This window comes from Streptomyces sp. NPDC053542 (genome assembly GCF_044544685.1).
In the GTDB taxonomy this organism is placed as follows: domain Bacteria; phylum Actinomycetota; class Actinomycetes; order Streptomycetales; family Streptomycetaceae; genus Streptomyces.
Genome location: NZ_JBITXL010000005.1, coordinates 77,936 through 93,518, shown reverse-complemented (window position 1 = coordinate 93,518; position 15,583 = coordinate 77,936). Strand labels below are relative to the sequence as shown.

General features: G+C 72.9%; 13 protein-coding genes. 11 read left to right on the top strand and 2 right to left on the bottom strand.

What is annotated here, in order from left to right:
* Positions 1 to 6 precede the first annotated feature (6 nt).
* On the bottom strand, positions 7 to 1,176 hold the full coding sequence (locus ACIGXO_RS15370) for a pyridoxal phosphate-dependent aminotransferase (protein ID WP_399785875.1): 1,170 nt from the start codon (positions 1,174 to 1,176) through the stop codon (positions 7 to 9).
* Between the two features lie 754 nt (positions 1,177 to 1,930).
* Between ACIGXO_RS15370 and ACIGXO_RS15365 the strand changes: the two genes are divergently transcribed.
* Both ACIGXO_RS15365 and ACIGXO_RS15360 read left to right on the top strand, forming a co-directional pair.
* Entirely contained in the window at positions 1,931 to 2,449 is a 519-nt protein-coding gene (locus tag ACIGXO_RS15365; RefSeq protein ID WP_031050370.1) for a DUF2617 family protein, read from the top strand.
* A 98-nt stretch (positions 2,450 to 2,547) separates the two neighbouring features.
* A complete protein-coding gene (locus ACIGXO_RS15360) occupies positions 2,548 to 4,173 on the top strand; it encodes a polyamine aminopropyltransferase (protein ID WP_399785872.1) in 1,626 nt (541 codons plus the stop codon).
* Positions 4,174 to 4,641: 468 nt separating this feature from the next.
* On the opposite strand, the gene ACIGXO_RS15355 is transcribed toward ACIGXO_RS15360, so the two are convergent.
* Positions 4,642 to 5,868, bottom strand: coding sequence for an IS110 family transposase (locus tag ACIGXO_RS15355; protein WP_399785869.1), 1,227 nt, complete (start codon positions 5,866 to 5,868; stop codon positions 4,642 to 4,644).
* Positions 5,869 to 6,358: 490 nt separating this feature from the next.
* On the opposite strand from ACIGXO_RS15355, the gene ACIGXO_RS15350 reads away from it, so the two are divergent.
* From ACIGXO_RS15350 to ACIGXO_RS15310, 9 genes are all read left to right on the top strand, one after another.
* On the top strand, positions 6,359 to 7,405 hold the full coding sequence (locus ACIGXO_RS15350; RefSeq protein WP_399785866.1) for an SRPBCC domain-containing protein: 1,047 nt from the start codon (positions 6,359 to 6,361) through the stop codon (positions 7,403 to 7,405).
* Between the two features lie 108 nt (positions 7,406 to 7,513).
* Positions 7,514 to 8,365, top strand: a complete 852-nt coding sequence (locus ACIGXO_RS15345; RefSeq protein WP_399785863.1) for an aldose 1-epimerase — start codon at positions 7,514 to 7,516, stop codon at positions 8,363 to 8,365.
* A 21-nt stretch (positions 8,366 to 8,386) separates the two neighbouring features.
* Positions 8,387 to 8,929 carry an orotate phosphoribosyltransferase gene (gene pyrE / locus ACIGXO_RS15340; protein WP_399785860.1) on the top strand — a complete coding sequence of 181 codons (543 nt, stop codon included), beginning with the start codon at positions 8,387 to 8,389 and terminating at the stop codon, positions 8,927 to 8,929.
* A 225-nt stretch (positions 8,930 to 9,154) separates the two neighbouring features.
* Complete coding sequence (gene fbaA, locus ACIGXO_RS15335) at positions 9,155 to 10,177, top strand: class II fructose-bisphosphate aldolase (RefSeq protein ID WP_399785857.1); 1,023 nt, start codon at positions 9,155 to 9,157, stop codon at positions 10,175 to 10,177.
* Positions 10,178 to 10,346: 169 nt separating this feature from the next.
* Positions 10,347 to 10,760: a DUF3151 domain-containing protein gene (locus tag ACIGXO_RS15330; RefSeq protein ID WP_030259077.1), complete on the top strand. Its 414-nt coding sequence runs from the start codon at positions 10,347 to 10,349 to the stop codon at positions 10,758 to 10,760.
* A 233-nt stretch (positions 10,761 to 10,993) separates the two neighbouring features.
* Positions 10,994 to 11,890, top strand: a complete 897-nt coding sequence (locus ACIGXO_RS15325; RefSeq protein ID WP_399785852.1) for a tryptophan 2,3-dioxygenase family protein — start codon at positions 10,994 to 10,996, stop codon at positions 11,888 to 11,890.
* A 246-nt stretch (positions 11,891 to 12,136) separates the two neighbouring features.
* The gene (kynU, locus tag ACIGXO_RS15320) at positions 12,137 to 13,447 is read left to right on the top strand and encodes a kynureninase (RefSeq protein ID WP_399787073.1); all 1,311 of its coding nucleotides are present in this window, start codon (positions 12,137 to 12,139) and stop codon (positions 13,445 to 13,447) included.
* Positions 13,444 to 14,277, top strand: coding sequence for an alpha/beta hydrolase family protein (locus ACIGXO_RS15315; protein ID WP_399785849.1), 834 nt, complete (start codon positions 13,444 to 13,446; stop codon positions 14,275 to 14,277). Before kynU ends, ACIGXO_RS15315 begins: the two co-directional genes overlap by 4 nt.
* Before the next feature lie 26 nt (positions 14,278 to 14,303).
* Positions 14,304 to 15,518, top strand: coding sequence for a cytochrome P450 (locus ACIGXO_RS15310; protein ID WP_399785846.1), 1,215 nt, complete (start codon positions 14,304 to 14,306; stop codon positions 15,516 to 15,518).
* The last annotated feature ends 65 nt before the right edge of the window (positions 15,519 to 15,583 follow it).

Sequence of the window (15,583 nt, the reverse complement as noted above, 5' to 3'; positions counted from 1 at the left end):
CCGCGGCTACAGCCGCTGAAGGCGTGAGACGGCGTCCCGCAGTACCTCGTCCTGCTTGCAGAACGCGAAACGGACGAGGCTGCGGCCCGCCTCCTTGTCGTCGTAGAAGACGGAGTTCGGCACGGCGACCACGCCGCAGCGCTCGGGCAGGCCGAGGCAGAAGGCCAGCCCGTCCTTCTCGCCCAGGGCGGTGATGTCGGTGGTGACGAAGTACGTCCCGCTCGGCCGGAAGACCCGGAAGCCGGCCTCCGCCAGCCCGTCGGACAGGATGTCCCGCTTGCGGCGCAGGTCCTCCCGCAGCCCGTGGAAGTAGCCGTCCGGCAGCGCGAGCGCCTCGGCGACCGCGTACTGGAAGGGGCCCGCCGAGACATAGGTGAGGAACTGCTTGGCGGAGCGGACCGCGCCGACCAGCTCGGGCGTGCCGGTCACCCAGCCGACCTTCCAGCCGGTGAACGAGAACGTCTTGCCGGCGCTGCTGATGGTCACCGTGCGCTCGCGCATCCCCGGGAAGGACGCCATCGGCACGTGCTCGCCCTCGAACACCAGGTGTTCGTAGACCTCATCCGTGACGACGAGGAGGTCGCGCTCACAGGCCAGCTCGGCGATGGCCGCCAGCTCGGCGCGGCTGAGCACGGTGCCGGTGGGGTTGTGCGGGGTGTTGAGGAGGATCAGCCGGGTGCGGTCGGTGACGGCGTCCCGCAGCTCGTCCAGATCGAGAGCATAGGAAGCATCCTCGGGGGAGGGGCGCAGGGTGACCGGGACGCGGGTGGCGCCGGCCAGCGCGATGCAGGCGGCGTAGGAGTCGTAGTACGGCTCCAGCGCGATCACCTCGTCACCGGGCTCCAGCAGCGCCAGCAGCGACGCCGCGATGGCCTCGGTGGCGCCCGCCGTGACCAGCACTTCGGTGTCGGGGTCGTACGTCAGTCCGTACCAGCGCTGCTGGTGCGCGGCGACGGCGGTGCGCAGCTCGGGGATGCCGGGGCCCGGCGGGTACTGGTTGCCGCGGCCGTCGCGCAGGGCGCGCACCGCCGCTTCGCGTACCTCTTCGGGGCCGTCGGTGTCGGGGAATCCCTGGCCGAGGTTGATCGCGCCGGTCCGCACGGCGAGCGCGGACATCTCGGCGAAGATCGTCGTGCCGAATTCGGCCAGGCGGCGGTTGAGCAGCGGTCGTCCCATGGCCGCCATCCTCCGCCGAACCTCTGGAGTTCCTCAACTCCGCTTTCGAATCGGCGGGGCCGGGCATGTGACCCGCACGCAAGAACCGAAAGACGGGGGTGAAGCGCATGACCGGCGTAGTGATCTTCCTGGTGATCTGTGCCTTTGTCGCGGCCGCGGTGTGGATGGCACGGACGGCCGCGGCCAATGAGTCGCCGAAGGGCCGCAGGAGGAGCAGGTGGTCCCCGGACGGCAGCGGGGCCTCCTCCTCCGGGGCCAGCTGGTGGGCCGGTGACGGCGGGTCGGGCGGCGGCCATCACGGCCACCACCACGGCGGCTCGTCCTGCGGCGGGGGGTCGTCCTGCGGGGGCGGCTCGTCCTGCGGAGGCGGCGGCGGTGGCGGCGGCTGCGGTGGTGGCGGAGGCGGTGGTTCCTGAGCCGGTCCCCCGCGCGCCCCGAGCCGGACGCGCGCCGGGACGGTGCGGAACATGCAACCGGCCCATGACTTGACGCATATGCGCCTGGCGGTTCTCAACAGCCGCCAGGCGCAAGCTTGTTGAACAACTGAACTGGGAGGCCCTCTGAGGGATGGAAACCCGGCGAAGATGGGTAAAAAGGCTGTGGGCGCCCGGAGTTTCATGATTCCCTCTTCTGTGAGAATCCACCAGTTCTCGGACCCCACGTGGTCACGAGCCGGCAGCCGGTAAGTCGTATCCCTGGTCCTCCTCCGGGGCGGGCCGGCCCACCATCCACTGCGTGCTTGCGGAGCCGACCCATGCTCACCACCATCAAGACCGCTTACACCGACACCCGAGCCGCCGACCTCGCCTGGGCACTCGGCCGCGAGCCGCTGCCGGCCCTCGCCGTCCTCGACCTGCAACTGGATGACGTAAAGGTCCAGTTGAGGCTGCTCGGCGCCTCGCACCAAGTGCTCCTGGAGGAGGAGCACGGCAGCTGCTCGGAGACCGTGGCGTGCATGCCCGGCAGCAGCACCCCGCTCCCGCTCGGCGTGGCGAAGCGCATCGGCGACTGGGAGTACGAGTTCGCCGCGCACGTGGAGACGCTGTCCCACGGCTCGTTCGCGGGCCGGGCACAGGAATTGCTCGCACTGGTGGCCGAGCATCCGTACGGACTCGCCGGCACCTTCCCCGGCGCGCCGCACGCGTTCACCGCGATGCTTGCGCAACGGGAGAGCGGCCAGGTGCGCTGGCGCACGTGGCACGCCTACCCCCAGGAGGGCCGGCTGGTGGCGACCCGTACGAGAGTCGGAGTGCGGGCGGTGGCGGCGCTGTGAGCGGGCGCGCGGAAGCGGTCCCGCGTCGTCCCCGCGTGCGGCCAATGCGCTCTTGTGGGTGACGAGCCGCGACGGGGCCGTCACGTAGCGTTCGCAACATGATCGATCCGCCAGCGGCCCTCACCTCCGGCCCCCGCAAGCCGCCGGAGATCGTCAGGCCACCACGGCTGCCGGTGCCGGCCGGACTCGGCCGGCTGCTCGTCCTCGCCGTCGTCTTCCTCTGCGCCGCCTGCGGACTGGTGTACGAACTGGAGCTGGTCGCCCTCTCCTCCTACCTGGTCGGCGACTCCGTGACCCAGGCGTCCGTGGTGCTCTCCGTGATGGTCTTCGCGATGGGCGTCGGCTCGCTGCTGGCCAAGCGGCTGCGCTGCCGGGCCGCGGTCGGCTTCGGCGCGGTCGAGGCGGCGCTGGCCCTGACCGGCGGGGTCTCGGCGATGGCGCTGTACGCGTGCTTCGCGTGGTTCGGCCAGTCCCGGCCCGCGCTCGTCGGCTTCTCGCTGGTGATCGGCGTGCTCATCGGCGCCGAGGTACCGCTGCTGATGACGCTCATCCAGCGCATCCGCAACCAGGACGCGGGCGGCGCCGTCGCCGACCTCTTCGCCGCGGACTACGTCGGCGCCCTGGTCGGCGGCCTCGCCTTCCCCTTCCTGCTGCTGCCGCTGCTCGGACAGCTGACGGGCGCGCTGGTCACGGGCGGGGTGAACGCGGTCGCGGGCGCGGCGCTCGTCCTCGGGCTGTTCCGCCGCGACCTCTCCATACGGGCGCGCCGGTCACTGCTGGCGGCCAACGCGCTCGTCCTCGTGCTCCTCGCGGCGTGCACGGTGCTGGCAGGACCCTTCGAGGGGGCCGCGCGCAAGGCGGTGTACGGCACGGGGCCGCGGGTCGCCGTCCGGACGGACGTCCAGGAAGTCGTGCTGACCGGCGGCACGGGCGGCGCCGGGCACGCGGGCCGGGGCGCCGGGCGCTCCGGCGCGCCGCTCGCGCTCTATCTGGACGGCCGGCTGCGGGTCAGCGAGCGGGACGAGTTCCGCTACCACGAAGCGCTGGTCCACCCGGCGATGGCGGGCGGCCCGCACGGCCGGGTGCTGGTGCTCGGCGGCGGCGACGGCCTCGCCGCGCGCGAGCTGCTGCGCTATCGGGACGTCGACTCGGTCACCGTCGTCGAACGCGACAGCGGCCTGGTCCACCTGGCCCGCACCGACCCCGGCCTCGCCCGGCTGAACCGCGGGTCACTGGACGATCCGCGGGTCCGCGTGGCGGTCGCCGACGCCTTCGACTGGCTGCGCGGGGAGGCCCGGCGCGAGGTGCGCAGGGACGGCCCGTACGACGTGGTCCTCGCCGACCTGCCCGACCCCCGCCTCACCGCCGGCACCAAGCTGTACTCCCAGGAGTTCTACGGTCTCGCGGCCCGGGTGCTGGCCCGGGACGGGCGGCTCGCGGTGCACGCGGGCCCGCCGCGCGCCAGGCCGCGCGGCTTCTGGACGGTCGGGGCGACGCTGCGCGCCGCGGGCCTGCGCAGCGTCCCGTACGGGATGCCGGGCCGGCCGCACTGGGGCTTCTTCCTGGCCGGCCGCGCCACGCCGCATCTGGGCCTCTCGCCCGCCGCGCCGCCGCTGCGCGCCCTGACCCCGGCGCTGCTCCGTTCCGGCCACTTGGCCCTGGCCCGTACGCGTCTGTCCGGGCTCCCGCCCTCGACGCTCGTGCACCCGCGGTACGGCGGGTGAGGCGGCGGGCCGCGGCGGGTGAGGCGACCGGCCGCGGCGGCCGGATGGCGTGGCCCGGACGGTGACGGTATGCGGAGAAAGTTGTGCGGGAGCGGGCACGGGGAGGGGCCCGCTGGGTAGACACTTCACGTCGCTAGGCCGTCAAGCCCTCTGCGCTTCCTCGCGGGCCCAGTGTCGCCGCGGCTCCCCGCTGGTCAAGGTCGTTCGACCCGCGCTGCGCGCGGGGCGCTCCACCTTGACCAGCGGCTGCGCCGACGACGGCGGAGGGCAGCTGCCGAGGAAGCAGCTGCACTGCTCCGCCCATGGGAGCTACTGGGGTCCGAGGATGGCCAGGACCTTGTCGCGCAGCTGATCAATAAGCTCTATCAGCTCTCCGTGGCTGGTCAGGGCGTGATCCACAAGACTCGGCTGCGATCAAGACAAGTCTGATGGTCAGCACGGTGGTCCAGTGAAGAAGAAGGCGCTGTCCTAGGCCGCAGCGGCGAGCGGGACGGGGAAGGCGATCCGTTCGTCGAAGGGCTCCCGCTCGGCCAGGCAGTGGAACAGCTGTCCGAGCAGGCGGTTGAAGAGGTTGCGGCGGGCGGCGGCGTGCCAGTCGCCGTGCTCGTCCCGGCGTCGGCGGTAGTGGGCCTTCGCCCCCGGCGAGCCGTTCGGGGCGGCGAAGGCCCACAGGTAGCCGGCGTGGTTGAGCCGGTCGTTCTTCACCCGTCGGCGGGTGACGCTGTGCTTCTTGCCGGAGGCGCGGGTGACGGGGGACGCCCCGGCGTAAGCCTTCAAGCCCCGGGCGTTGGCGAACCGGTCCCGGTCGTCCCCGATCTCGGCCAGCAGCCGGGCGCCGAGCTGGACGCCGATCCCGGGAAAGCTGAGGTAGATGCCGGCGTCGGGGTGTCGGGGGAAGGCTTCCTCCACCGCCTGGGCGAGGTCATCGGCGGCGGTGCAGGCCGCGGTGAGCTGGCCGAGCAGGGCGAGCATCTGCCGGCCCAGGGCCTCCTCGACCACGGCGGGCTGGTGGGCCCGGTCGCGGCGGAAGACCTCCCGCAGCCGCTCGGTCTCCGCCTCGATGCCCCGCGCGCGGCCGGCCCGCCGCAGCGCGGCCCGGATCTGGCTGCGGGTGAGGGCGGCGGCCCGAGCCGGGGTGGGCGCGAGCTGCAGGAGTTCGCCGGCCTCCGGCCGGCACAGCCCGTTCCTCCAGACGGCGACGGCGTCCAGGGCGGCGGGGTAGTACTCCCGCAGCAGGGAGCGGAGCTGGTTGGCCAGCTGCTGCCGGTTCCAGGTCGCATCCTGCTGAGCGCGGGCGAGCACCGCGATGGCCCGGGCCAGCTCGCTGTCCTGTGGCAGCGGCCGGTGGACGTGCATGTCGGTGCGAAGGATGTTCGCCAGCACCAGGGCGTCCCCGGCGTCGGACTTCTTGCGGGACACGTGCCGGTCGCGGTAGCGGGCGACAGCCATCGGGTTGATGGCGAAGACCAGACGCTTGCCGGTCCGCAGGACCGCGACCAACAGGCCGCGGGCGGTCTCGATGGCCACCGGGATCGGGTTCTCCTCGCTGTCGCCGTGCTCGGCGAGCAGGTCCAGCAGCAGCCGGTAGCCGGCCGCGTCGTCGGGGATGTGAAGCCGGGCCAGCTGCTGGCCGTCCTCGTCGACCAGGGAGGCATCATGGTGGGTTTCGGCCCAGTCGATTCCGCAGAAGAGCATGGTGTGCCGCCCCCTGTTCCGTTCCGGTATGCGTGTTGGTCGTGCGCCGTGTGGGGCCACGCGTCGCCCTAATTCAAGGACTCCATCCACTGCGGGAGGGTCCGACACTTCACCAGCCGTTCGCGGCACCAGCTCACCGCACGGGCCTCGATCTTGCTCAGAGCTCTCACGGCTCGCGTATACCGGGAGGTCACCGTGCGGCAGGCTCACGCCACCACGTCACCAGGGCAGGCAGAACCCCTGCCAGCGATGGCCTGGACAGGCACCGAACGTCACCGCTCTTTGGCAAGGCATTGATCGCCTAGGGGTGTGAAGGTGTCCGTCCGGTGCCTGCGCAGGTCATCACTGCGAGTACGTGGCCCGTCCGCACGATCTACCCAGGGGCTTCGTCGCAGCCAAGCTCCGATGAGGCGTAACGGACCCCGACTCGCAGCTACGGAATTACCCCGGGGGGCTCCGCAGCGCTTAGAAACGAATTAGGCTCCGATTCATGGAGCACGAGGTGTACGTTCCGTTTCCCGTCGGTACGGTGCGGCAGGCGCTCGCCGAGCCGGAGCGTCTGGCCCGCTGCGTCCCGGGCGCCCAGCTCGACGCGGACGCCGCCCCCGGGGTTCCGGAGGGCCGGCTGCGGCTGCGGGTCGGCGGCTCCACCATCACTTACCGCGGGTCACTGCGGGTCACCCCGCGCGAGGACGAGCCCGACGCCTTTGACGCCGTGGCGCACGGCACGGAGGTGCGCGGCGACGGCCTCGCCGAGCTGGAGCTGACCGTGCGGGTGGCGCCCGACGAGGGCGGCAAGGGCACGACGCTGTCCTGTACCGCGGCCGTGCGCGCCGAGGGCCGGCTCGCGGACGCGTCGGAGGACGCCGCCCGCACGGCAGGCCGCCGCCTCCTGGAGCGCTTCGCCACGACCCTCACCGACGACCTGACGACGAGCCCGGTCGCGGGGCAGCAGGCCGGGCCGGACGCGGCGGCGGGGCCGACCACGGCGGTGGAGGGCCTTTCGGTGCTCGCGGCGGAGCCGGCCGGCGCCGGGACCGCCGGGGAAGAGGACGAGGCGGGGCTGGAAGACGCTCTGGACGAGGAGAGCCTGGAGGACGAGGGCCTGGAAGGGGACCTGGAGGGCGCGGGCCTGAGGGAGGCGGGCGCCGAGGACGATCCGGCCGACGTCATCGGCACGGACGACGCGGACGAGGACGACACCGACGAGGTGGACGGCGCCGGGGGCCTCGCGGAGGTGTCGCCGCGGGCCGGTGTCTTCGAGAGCGAGATCCCGCCGTCCTCGCTGGACCCGCTCGCCGAGGACGAGCTCGGCATCCCGGCCGAGCCGCCCGCCGAGGCCGCGCACGCGCGCCGCACGATGATCGGCCGCAGCGCGGAGGAGGTGGACCACGCCCCGCCGCGCGGCCGCTACGCCCCCGTGCCCGCGCCCGAGACCTCCTCCGCCTCGGCCACGCTGCGCTGGGCGGCGCCCGCGGCCGCCGTGGTGCTGGCCTCCGCCGTGGTGGTCGGCCGGGCACTGCGCCGCCGCCGCTGACGCCGGGCCCGCGCTGCCGCCGGGGCCGGTTCCGCTCCGCCGCCTCCGTGGCGCCCGGACGCGCGTGCCCGGGCCGCCGTGCCCGTGACGCACCGCTAAGGTCGATCCGTGAGCACTGAGAACCCCGCAGAGCCCGCCCGCAAGCCGCGCGTGGCGCGTACCGTACGGCTGGCCGCCGGTGACACCGAAGTGGCCGTCCGCCCGGACAACGGCTGCCGCATCGAGAGCCTCCGGATCGGCGGCACGGAACTGCTCCGGCAGGGCGCCAAGTACGGCTGCTTCCCGATGGTGCCGTGGTGCGGCCGGATCGATCACGGCCGGTTCCGCAACGGCGGCGAGACGCACCAGATGCCGCTGAACTCCCCGCCGCACGCCATCCACGGCAACGGCCGCAACCTCTCCTGGCGCACCGCCCGCACGACCGGGACCACCGCGGCCTTCACCTACGACCTGGACGACCCGGCCGACCCCTGGCCGTACCCGGGCAAGGTCACCCAGCTGGTCGAGCTGGCCGAGGACGGCGGTTCGCTGACGCTCACCATGGGCGTCGAGACGTACGGCGACTCCTTCCCGGCGCAGGCCGGCTGGCACCCCTGGTTCCTCCGCGACCTCGGTGACGGCGGCGAGGGCGTACGCATCGACTTCGACCCCGAGTGGCAGGAGGAGCGCGGCGAGGACCACCTCCCCACCGGCCGCCGCATCGACCCCCGCCCCGGCCCCTGGGACGACTGCTTCGGCATGCCGATGGGCGTCGATGTCACCCTGACCTGGCCGGGCCGCCTGGAGCTGAAGGTCGCCAGCCGCGCGGAGTGGGTGGTCGTGTACGACGAGCAGGAGGCGGCCGTGTGCGTGGAGCCGCAGTCCGGCCCGCCCAACGGCCTCAACACCCACCCGCGCCTGGTCACCCCCATCGACCCGCTGGAGATCTCCACGACCTGGACGTGGCGCACCCTGTCCTGAGGTCCTATTAGGCTCGTGCGCATGAGTGACGACGTGCGCGGCGAGCTGCTGCAGCAGATCAAGGACAAGGCCGTGGTGCACGGCAAGGTGACGCTTTCCTCCGGCAAGGAAGCCGATTACTACATCGACCTGCGCCGGATCACCCTGGACGCCGAGGCCGCGCCGCTGGTCGGCCAGGTGATGCTGGACGCCACCGCCGACCTCGACTACGACGCGGTCGGCGGGCTCACGCTCGGCGCCGACCCGGTCGCCACGTCGATGCTGCACGCCGCCGCCGCGCGCGGCCGGAAGCTGGACGCCTTCGTGGTCCGCAAGGCCCAGAAGACGCACGGCATGCAGCGCCGCATCGAGGGCCCGGACATCAAGGGCCGCCGTGTCCTGGTCGTCGAGGACACCTCCACCACCGGCGGCTCGCCGCTGACCGCCGTCGAGGCGGCCCGCGAGGCGGGCGCCGAGGTCGTCGCGGTCGCCACGATCGTCGACCGCGGTGCCGAGTCGGCCATCGCCGAGGCGGGCCTGAAGTACATCACCGGGTACCGGCTCACCGACCTGGATCTCGCCTGAGAGATCGGGCGCGTCGGGCGGGGCTCTGGCCCACACCGCTCTGACCTGCTCTTTCGCCGAGGGGCGGGCTGTTTCACGTGAAACAGCCCGCCCCTTGCGCCGTCCGGGTGGAAGCGCGATGTGGAGGTATCCGGCAAGTCTGGGAAGATGGGCCGCGACGATGACGTCGCCCCCTGGTCAGGGCCCAGAACGTACCCGGTACCCGCACACACAAGGAGCGGACAGATGCCCATCGCAACCCCCGAGATCTACAACGAGATGCTCGACCGGGCGAAGGCAGGCAAGTTCGCCTACCCGGCCATCAACGTGACCTCGACGCAGACGCTGCACGCGGCGCTGCGCGGTTTCGCCGAGGCCGAGAGTGACGGCATCATCCAGATCTCCACGGGCGGTGCGGAGTTCCTGGGCGGTCAGTACAACAAGGACATGGTGACCGGTGCCGTCGCCCTGGCCGAGTTCGCGCACGTCGTGGCCGCGAAGTACGACATCACCGTCGCGCTGCACACCGACCACTGCCCCAAGGACAAGCTGGACGGCTATGTCCGCCCGCTGCTCGACATCTCCGCCGAGCGCGTGGCCAAGGGCCAGAACCCGCTCTTCCAGTCGCACATGTGGGACGGCTCGGCCGAGACCCTGGCCGACAACCTGGCCATCGGCCAGGAGCTGCTCGCCAAGGCCGCCGCCGCCAAGATCATCCTCGAGGTCGAGATCACCCCGACCGGCGGCGAGGAGGACGGCGTCACCCACGAGATCAACGACGAGCTGTACACCACCGTCGACGACGCGCTGCGCACCGCCGAGGCGCTGGGCCTGGGTGAGAAGGGCCGCTACCTGCTCGCCGCCTCCTTCGGCAACGTGCACGGCGTCTACAAGCCGGGCAACGTCGTCCTCCGCCCCGAGCTCCTCAAGGACCTCCAGGAGGGCGTCGGCGCCAAGTACGGCAAGACCGCCCCGTTCGACTTCGTCTTCCACGGCGGCTCCGGCTCCACCGAGCAGGAGATCGCCACCGCGCTGGAGAACGGCGTCGTGAAGATGAACCTGGACACCGACACCCAGTACGCCTTCACCCGCCCGGTCGCGGACCACATGTTCCGCAACTACGACGGCGTCCTGAAGGTCGACGGCGAGGTCGGCAACAAGAAGACCTACGACCCGCGCAGCTGGGGCAAGCTGGCCGAGGCCGGCATGGCCAAGCGCGTCACCGAGGCGTGCGCCAACCTGCGCTCCACGGGCACCAAGATCAAGTAACGCCGCCGCGCGCCGCACCGTCGCGCGCAGCGGAGCACGCCGGAGGGCCCCGTACGCATCAGATCACGCGTACGGGGCCCTCCGCGCGCGTACCCGGTCCTCCGTGCGCCCGGCCGAAGGGCCACCGCCGGGGCGTCGCCGACCGCGAGTACCAGGCAGACTTGGAACCATGGCCATTCACGAGAACCTGCTCGGGGGACCGCCCCCGACCCATCTGCCCGACGACCCGGAGCCCCGCGAGCTGCTCGCGGCGGGCACCGCACCGGCCGACGTCGCCGCGAAGTACCCGGCGTCCTCGCTGGTCTGGGCGCAGCTGGCGGACGACGCCTTCCAGGCCGGCCGCACCGTCGAGTCGTACGCGTACGCCCGTACCGGTTACCACCGCGGCCTGGACGCGCTGCGCCGGGCCGGCTGGAAGGGCCATGGCCCGGTCCCGTTCGAGCACGAGCCGAACCGCGGCTTCCTGCGGGCCCTGCATGCGCTCGCCCGCGCCGCCCAGGCGATCGGCGAGCAGGAGGAGTACGAGCGCTGCACGGCGTTCCTGCGCGAGTCCTCGCCGACGGCGGCCGACACGCTCTCCTGAGAGGGAAGCCCCACCGACATGACCGCTCAGGGCTGGCCGGCCGATGTGTTCCGGCCGGTCCTGAGCCGTTGGAGGGCCTCCGGGTCGGCCGGGTCGGCCCTTGCCAAACCCCGGCGAGTTGCGGAAGATGCGCAACAGGTCCGGTGAGCCGGGCCTGACGAGGGGACCGGGGCTCCGATGCCGACAGGAAGGGGCGGACCGCTACCCGGAGGCATGCATCACGAGGAGTTCTGATGTCGCACTCGTCATCAGCGTCCCAGGCGTCCCCGTCCCCGGAGCCGGCCCCGCAGCCGGCCGCGGGCTGCCCGTTCGGGCAGGCGGAGGCGGACCCGAACCTGGACTTCAAGGGCACCACGCCGTACGAGGACTACGTACAGGCCGAGATGCTCACCCACGCCCAGCACCTGCTCTCCGACGATCCCGGAGAGATGGCCTTCCTGGTGACCACGCAGGTCATGGAGCTGTGGTTCACCGTCATCGTCCATGAGTGGCACACCGCAGCGCAGGCCCTGCGCAGCGAGGACGTGCCCACCGCGCTGGAAGCGCTGCGCCGCTCCACGTACGAGCTGGAGGCCCTGAACGCCGCGTGGAAGCCGCTGGCCCGGCTGACCCCGGCGCAGTTCAACGCCTACCGCGGGGCGCTCGGCGAGGGCTCCGGCTTCCAGTCCGCGATGTACCGGCGGCTGGAGTTCCTGCTCGGTGAGAAGTCCGCGTCGATGCTCGTCCCGCACCGCGGCGCGCCCCGCGAGTACGCCGAGCTGGAGAAGGCGCTGCACGAGCCGAGCCTGTGGGACGAGGTGCTGCGGCTGCTGGACCGCCGGGGGTACGCCATCCCGGTGTCCGTGCTGCACCGCGATCCCACGCTCAAGTACGAGCCGCACCCGGCCGTCGAGGCGGCCTGGACGGAGATCTACGCCGGCGACCCGGCGAGCGAGCTGGTCCAGCTGGGCGAGGCCCTCACGGACGTCGCCGAACTGGTCTGGCGATGGCGCAACGATCACTTGGTCGCGACCCGCCGCGCGATGGGCGCCAAGATGGGGACGGGCGGTTCCTCCGGGGTGGCCTGGCTGGAGAAGCGGGCCCGCAAAAACGTCTTTCCGGAGCTGTGGACGGCACGCAGCCATGTCTGAGCTGCCGGGCAGGGGCACTCGGCCCCGCCTGAGAGGGCACTCGTGACGGAGCGGCCACTCACGACCGACGAGGAAGCCCGGTCCGAGTGGCTCCTCACCGACGAGGAAGCCGGGTCCGAGTGGCTCCTCACGACCGAGCGATGCGGCGCTGTCCGCGCGGAGGGTGACAACGAGGTGCAGCAGAACGAGAGCGCCGATGCCGGCGTGTCCACCGAGAGAATCGATACTCCTGCCGAGGGCGGCGCGCTGGCCGCCCGCACCGTCGCCGCGGCCGTCGTCCGCGACGACCTCGCCGCCCGGGCCGCTCAGCTGGACGCCGAGGACCCGCTGCGCGGCAAGCGCGCGGAATTCGTCCTCGACGAGGCGGTCTACCTCGACGGCAACTCCCTCGGCGCGCTGCCGCAGGCGGTCCCCGAGCGGGTCCGCGAGGTGGTCGCCCGGGAGTGGGGCGGGCTGCGCATCCGCTCCTGGTCGGAGTCCGGCTGGTGGACCGCGCCCGAGCGGATCGGCGACCGCATCGCCCCGCTCCTCGGCGCGGCCCCCGGCCAGGTCGTGGTCGGCGATTCCACCAGCGTGAACGTCTTCAAGGCGCTGGTCGCGGCCGTACGCATGGCCGACGAGACCGGCCCGGCGGTGGACGGCGTCCCCCGGGACGAGATCCTGGTCGACGCGGCGACCTTCCCGACCGACGGCTACATCGCGCAATCCGTGGCGCGGCTCACCGGCCGCACCCTGCGCCCCGTGGAGGCGGGCAAGATCCCCACCGAGGTGTCGGACCGTACCGCCGCCGCCCTGGTCAACCACGTCGACTACCGCTCCGGCCGGCTCAACGACCTGCCCGGCATCACCGCCGCGCTGCACGAGGCGGGCGCCCTCGCCGTCTGGGACCTGTGCCACAGCGCGGGCGCCCTGCCGGTCGGCCTGGACGCGCACGGCGTCGACCTCGCGGTGGGCTGCACGTACAAGTACCTCAACGGCGGCCCCGGCGCGCCCGCATACCTGTACGTACGCGCCGAGCACCAGCCGCGCTTCGACTCCCCGCTCCCGGGCTGGAACTCGCATGCCGATCCCTTCGGCATGGACCCCGAGTACGTACCGGCGGCGGGCATCGAGCGCGCCCGGGTCGGCACCCCGGACATCCTGTCGCTGCTCGCCCTGGAGGCCGCGCTGGAGGTCTGGGAGGGCGTGGCCATCGAGGACGTACGGGCCAAGAGCCTCGCGCTGAGTGACTTCTTCCTGGAGTGCGTGCGGGCGTACGTGCCGCGCGACCGGGTGCGGTCGGTGACGCCGGAGCCGCACGACGAGCGCGGCAGCCAGGTCGCGCTGGAGTGCGCGGGCGCCGGAGAGGTGATGGGCGAGCTGATCCGGCACGGCGTGATCGGCGACTTCCGCCACCCCGACGTGCTGCGCTTTGGCTTCACCCCGCTCTACACGTCCTTCGCGGACGCGGAACGCGCGGCCCGCGTCCTCGCGGAGGTGGTGGCGTACGTACCGGGCGACGGCAGCGCCTCCGCGGTCGCCGCGGGCGTCATGGAGCAGGGGCCGACCACGGTATGAGCGGCACGGGGGCGGCTGGCGGGACGGCGGCGGGCGGCGGCGCGGCGGCGGACGAGGAGGCCGCGCTGCTGGCCTGCGCGCCCGTACCGCCGGACGGCCGCATCGCGTACGGCGACCATCCCGACCAGGTGATCGACCTGTACCTGTCACCGGAGGCGCCGTCCGCCCCGCTGGTAGTGCTGCTGCACGGCGGCTTCTGGCGGGTGGCCTACGACCGGACGCACCTCTCACCGCTGGCCGCCGCGCTGGCCCGGGAGGGGCTGCCGGTCGCCCTCGCGGAGTACCGGAGAGCCGGCGGAGGCGGCGGTTTTCCGGAAACGTTCAACGATGTGACGAACGCGGTCCGGGTGGCGGCTGCCGATGCGGCCGAGGGCGCCCCCGTGGTCGTCGCCGGGCACTCCGCCGGCGGCCACCTGGCGCTCTGGGCGGCCGCCCGGCCGGGCCCGGTCACCGCGGCCGTCGCCCTCGCCCCGGTCGCCGACCTCGCCCGTGCCCACGAACTCCGGCTCAGCGAGGGCGCGGTGGCGGAGTTCCTGACCGGGGCCCCGTTGCCGGCGGCGGAACGTACCGCCAACGGCATCGCGGAACGCATCGCCGAGGTCGACCCCGTACGGCTGCCGCCCCGCGTACCGGTGACGGTGCTGCACGGTACGGACGACCCCGATGTACCGGTCGAACTGTCGCGGCGGTACGTCGCGGCGCACGGCGGCACCGGCACCGCCGCGCCCGCCTTGCGCGAGCTGCCCGGTGTCGGGCACTACGCGGCCGTCACCCCGGGGACGGCGGCGTTCGCCGCGCTGGTGGCAGCGCTGCGGCACCCTGCCGCATGACGGGTGACCGGCGGTACCGTCCCTCCATGCCCGCCGCAGCCGCCTTCCGCCCCTGGTCGCCCGAGTTCGTCGCCGACCCCTACCCCGGCTTCGCCGAGCTGCGCGACGCGGGCCGCGTGCACTACTTCCCGCCCAGCAACCAGTGGCTGGTACCGCGGCACGCGGACGTCAGCGCGCTGCTGCGGGACCGCCGCCTCGGCCGTACGTATCTGCACCGCTTCTCCCACGAGGAGTTCGGCCGCACGCCGCCCCCGGCCGCGCACGAGCCCTTCCACGTCCTCAACGACAACGGCCTGCTCGACCTCGAACCGCCGGACCACACCCGTCTGCGCCGCCTGGTGTCGAAGGCGTTCACGCCCCGCACGGTGGAGCAACTGACGCCTGTCATCGGTGACTTGGTGGACTCCATGGTCGGCGACTTCGTCGCCGCGGGCGGCGGCGACCTGCTGACCGCGATCGCCGAACCGCTGCCCGTCGCGGTCATCGCCGAGATGCTCGGCATCCCCGCGGCCGACCGGCCGCTGCTGCGCCCCTGGTCGGCCGCCATCTGCGGAATGTACGAGCTGAAGCCGGACGAGGAGACGGCCCGGTGCGCGGTACAGGCGTCCCTCGAATTCTCCGCGTACCTGCGCGAACTGATCGCCGCCCGGCGGAAGTCGCCGGGCGAGGACCTGATCAGCGCCCTGATCGCGGCACACGACGAGGGCGACCGGCTGAACGAACAGGAGATGATCTCCACCTGCGTCCTGCTGCTCAACGCGGGCCACGAGGCGACGGTCAACACCACGGCCAACGGCTGGCTGGCCCTCTTCCGCCACCCCGAGCAGCTGGCCGCGCTGCGCGCCGCACCGGACGCGCTGCTGCCGACCGCCGTCGAGGAACTGCTCCGGTACGCCACGCCGCTCCAGCTCTTCGAACGCTGGGTGCTGGACGACATCGAGATCGACGGCACGGTGATCCCGCGCGGCGCGGAGGTCGCCCTCCTCTTCGGCTCGGCCAACCGCGACCCGGCGGTCTTCGACCGGCCGGAGGAGCTGGACCTGACCCGCGCGGACAACCCGCACGTCTCCCTCGGCGCCGGCATCCACTACTGCCTGGGCGCCCCGCTCGCCCGCCTCGAACTGGCCGCCTCCTTCGGATCCCTGCTCCGCGCCGCCCCCTCCCTCCGCCTCGCCGGCGACCCGTCGTGGAAGCCGAACTTCGTGATCCGGGGGCTGGAGGAACTCCTGGTGGAGCTCTGAGGAGAGGCGCCGTTTCACGTGAAACGGCGCTTTGCGCCGGCGGGCGCGTGCGACATGTAGTACTT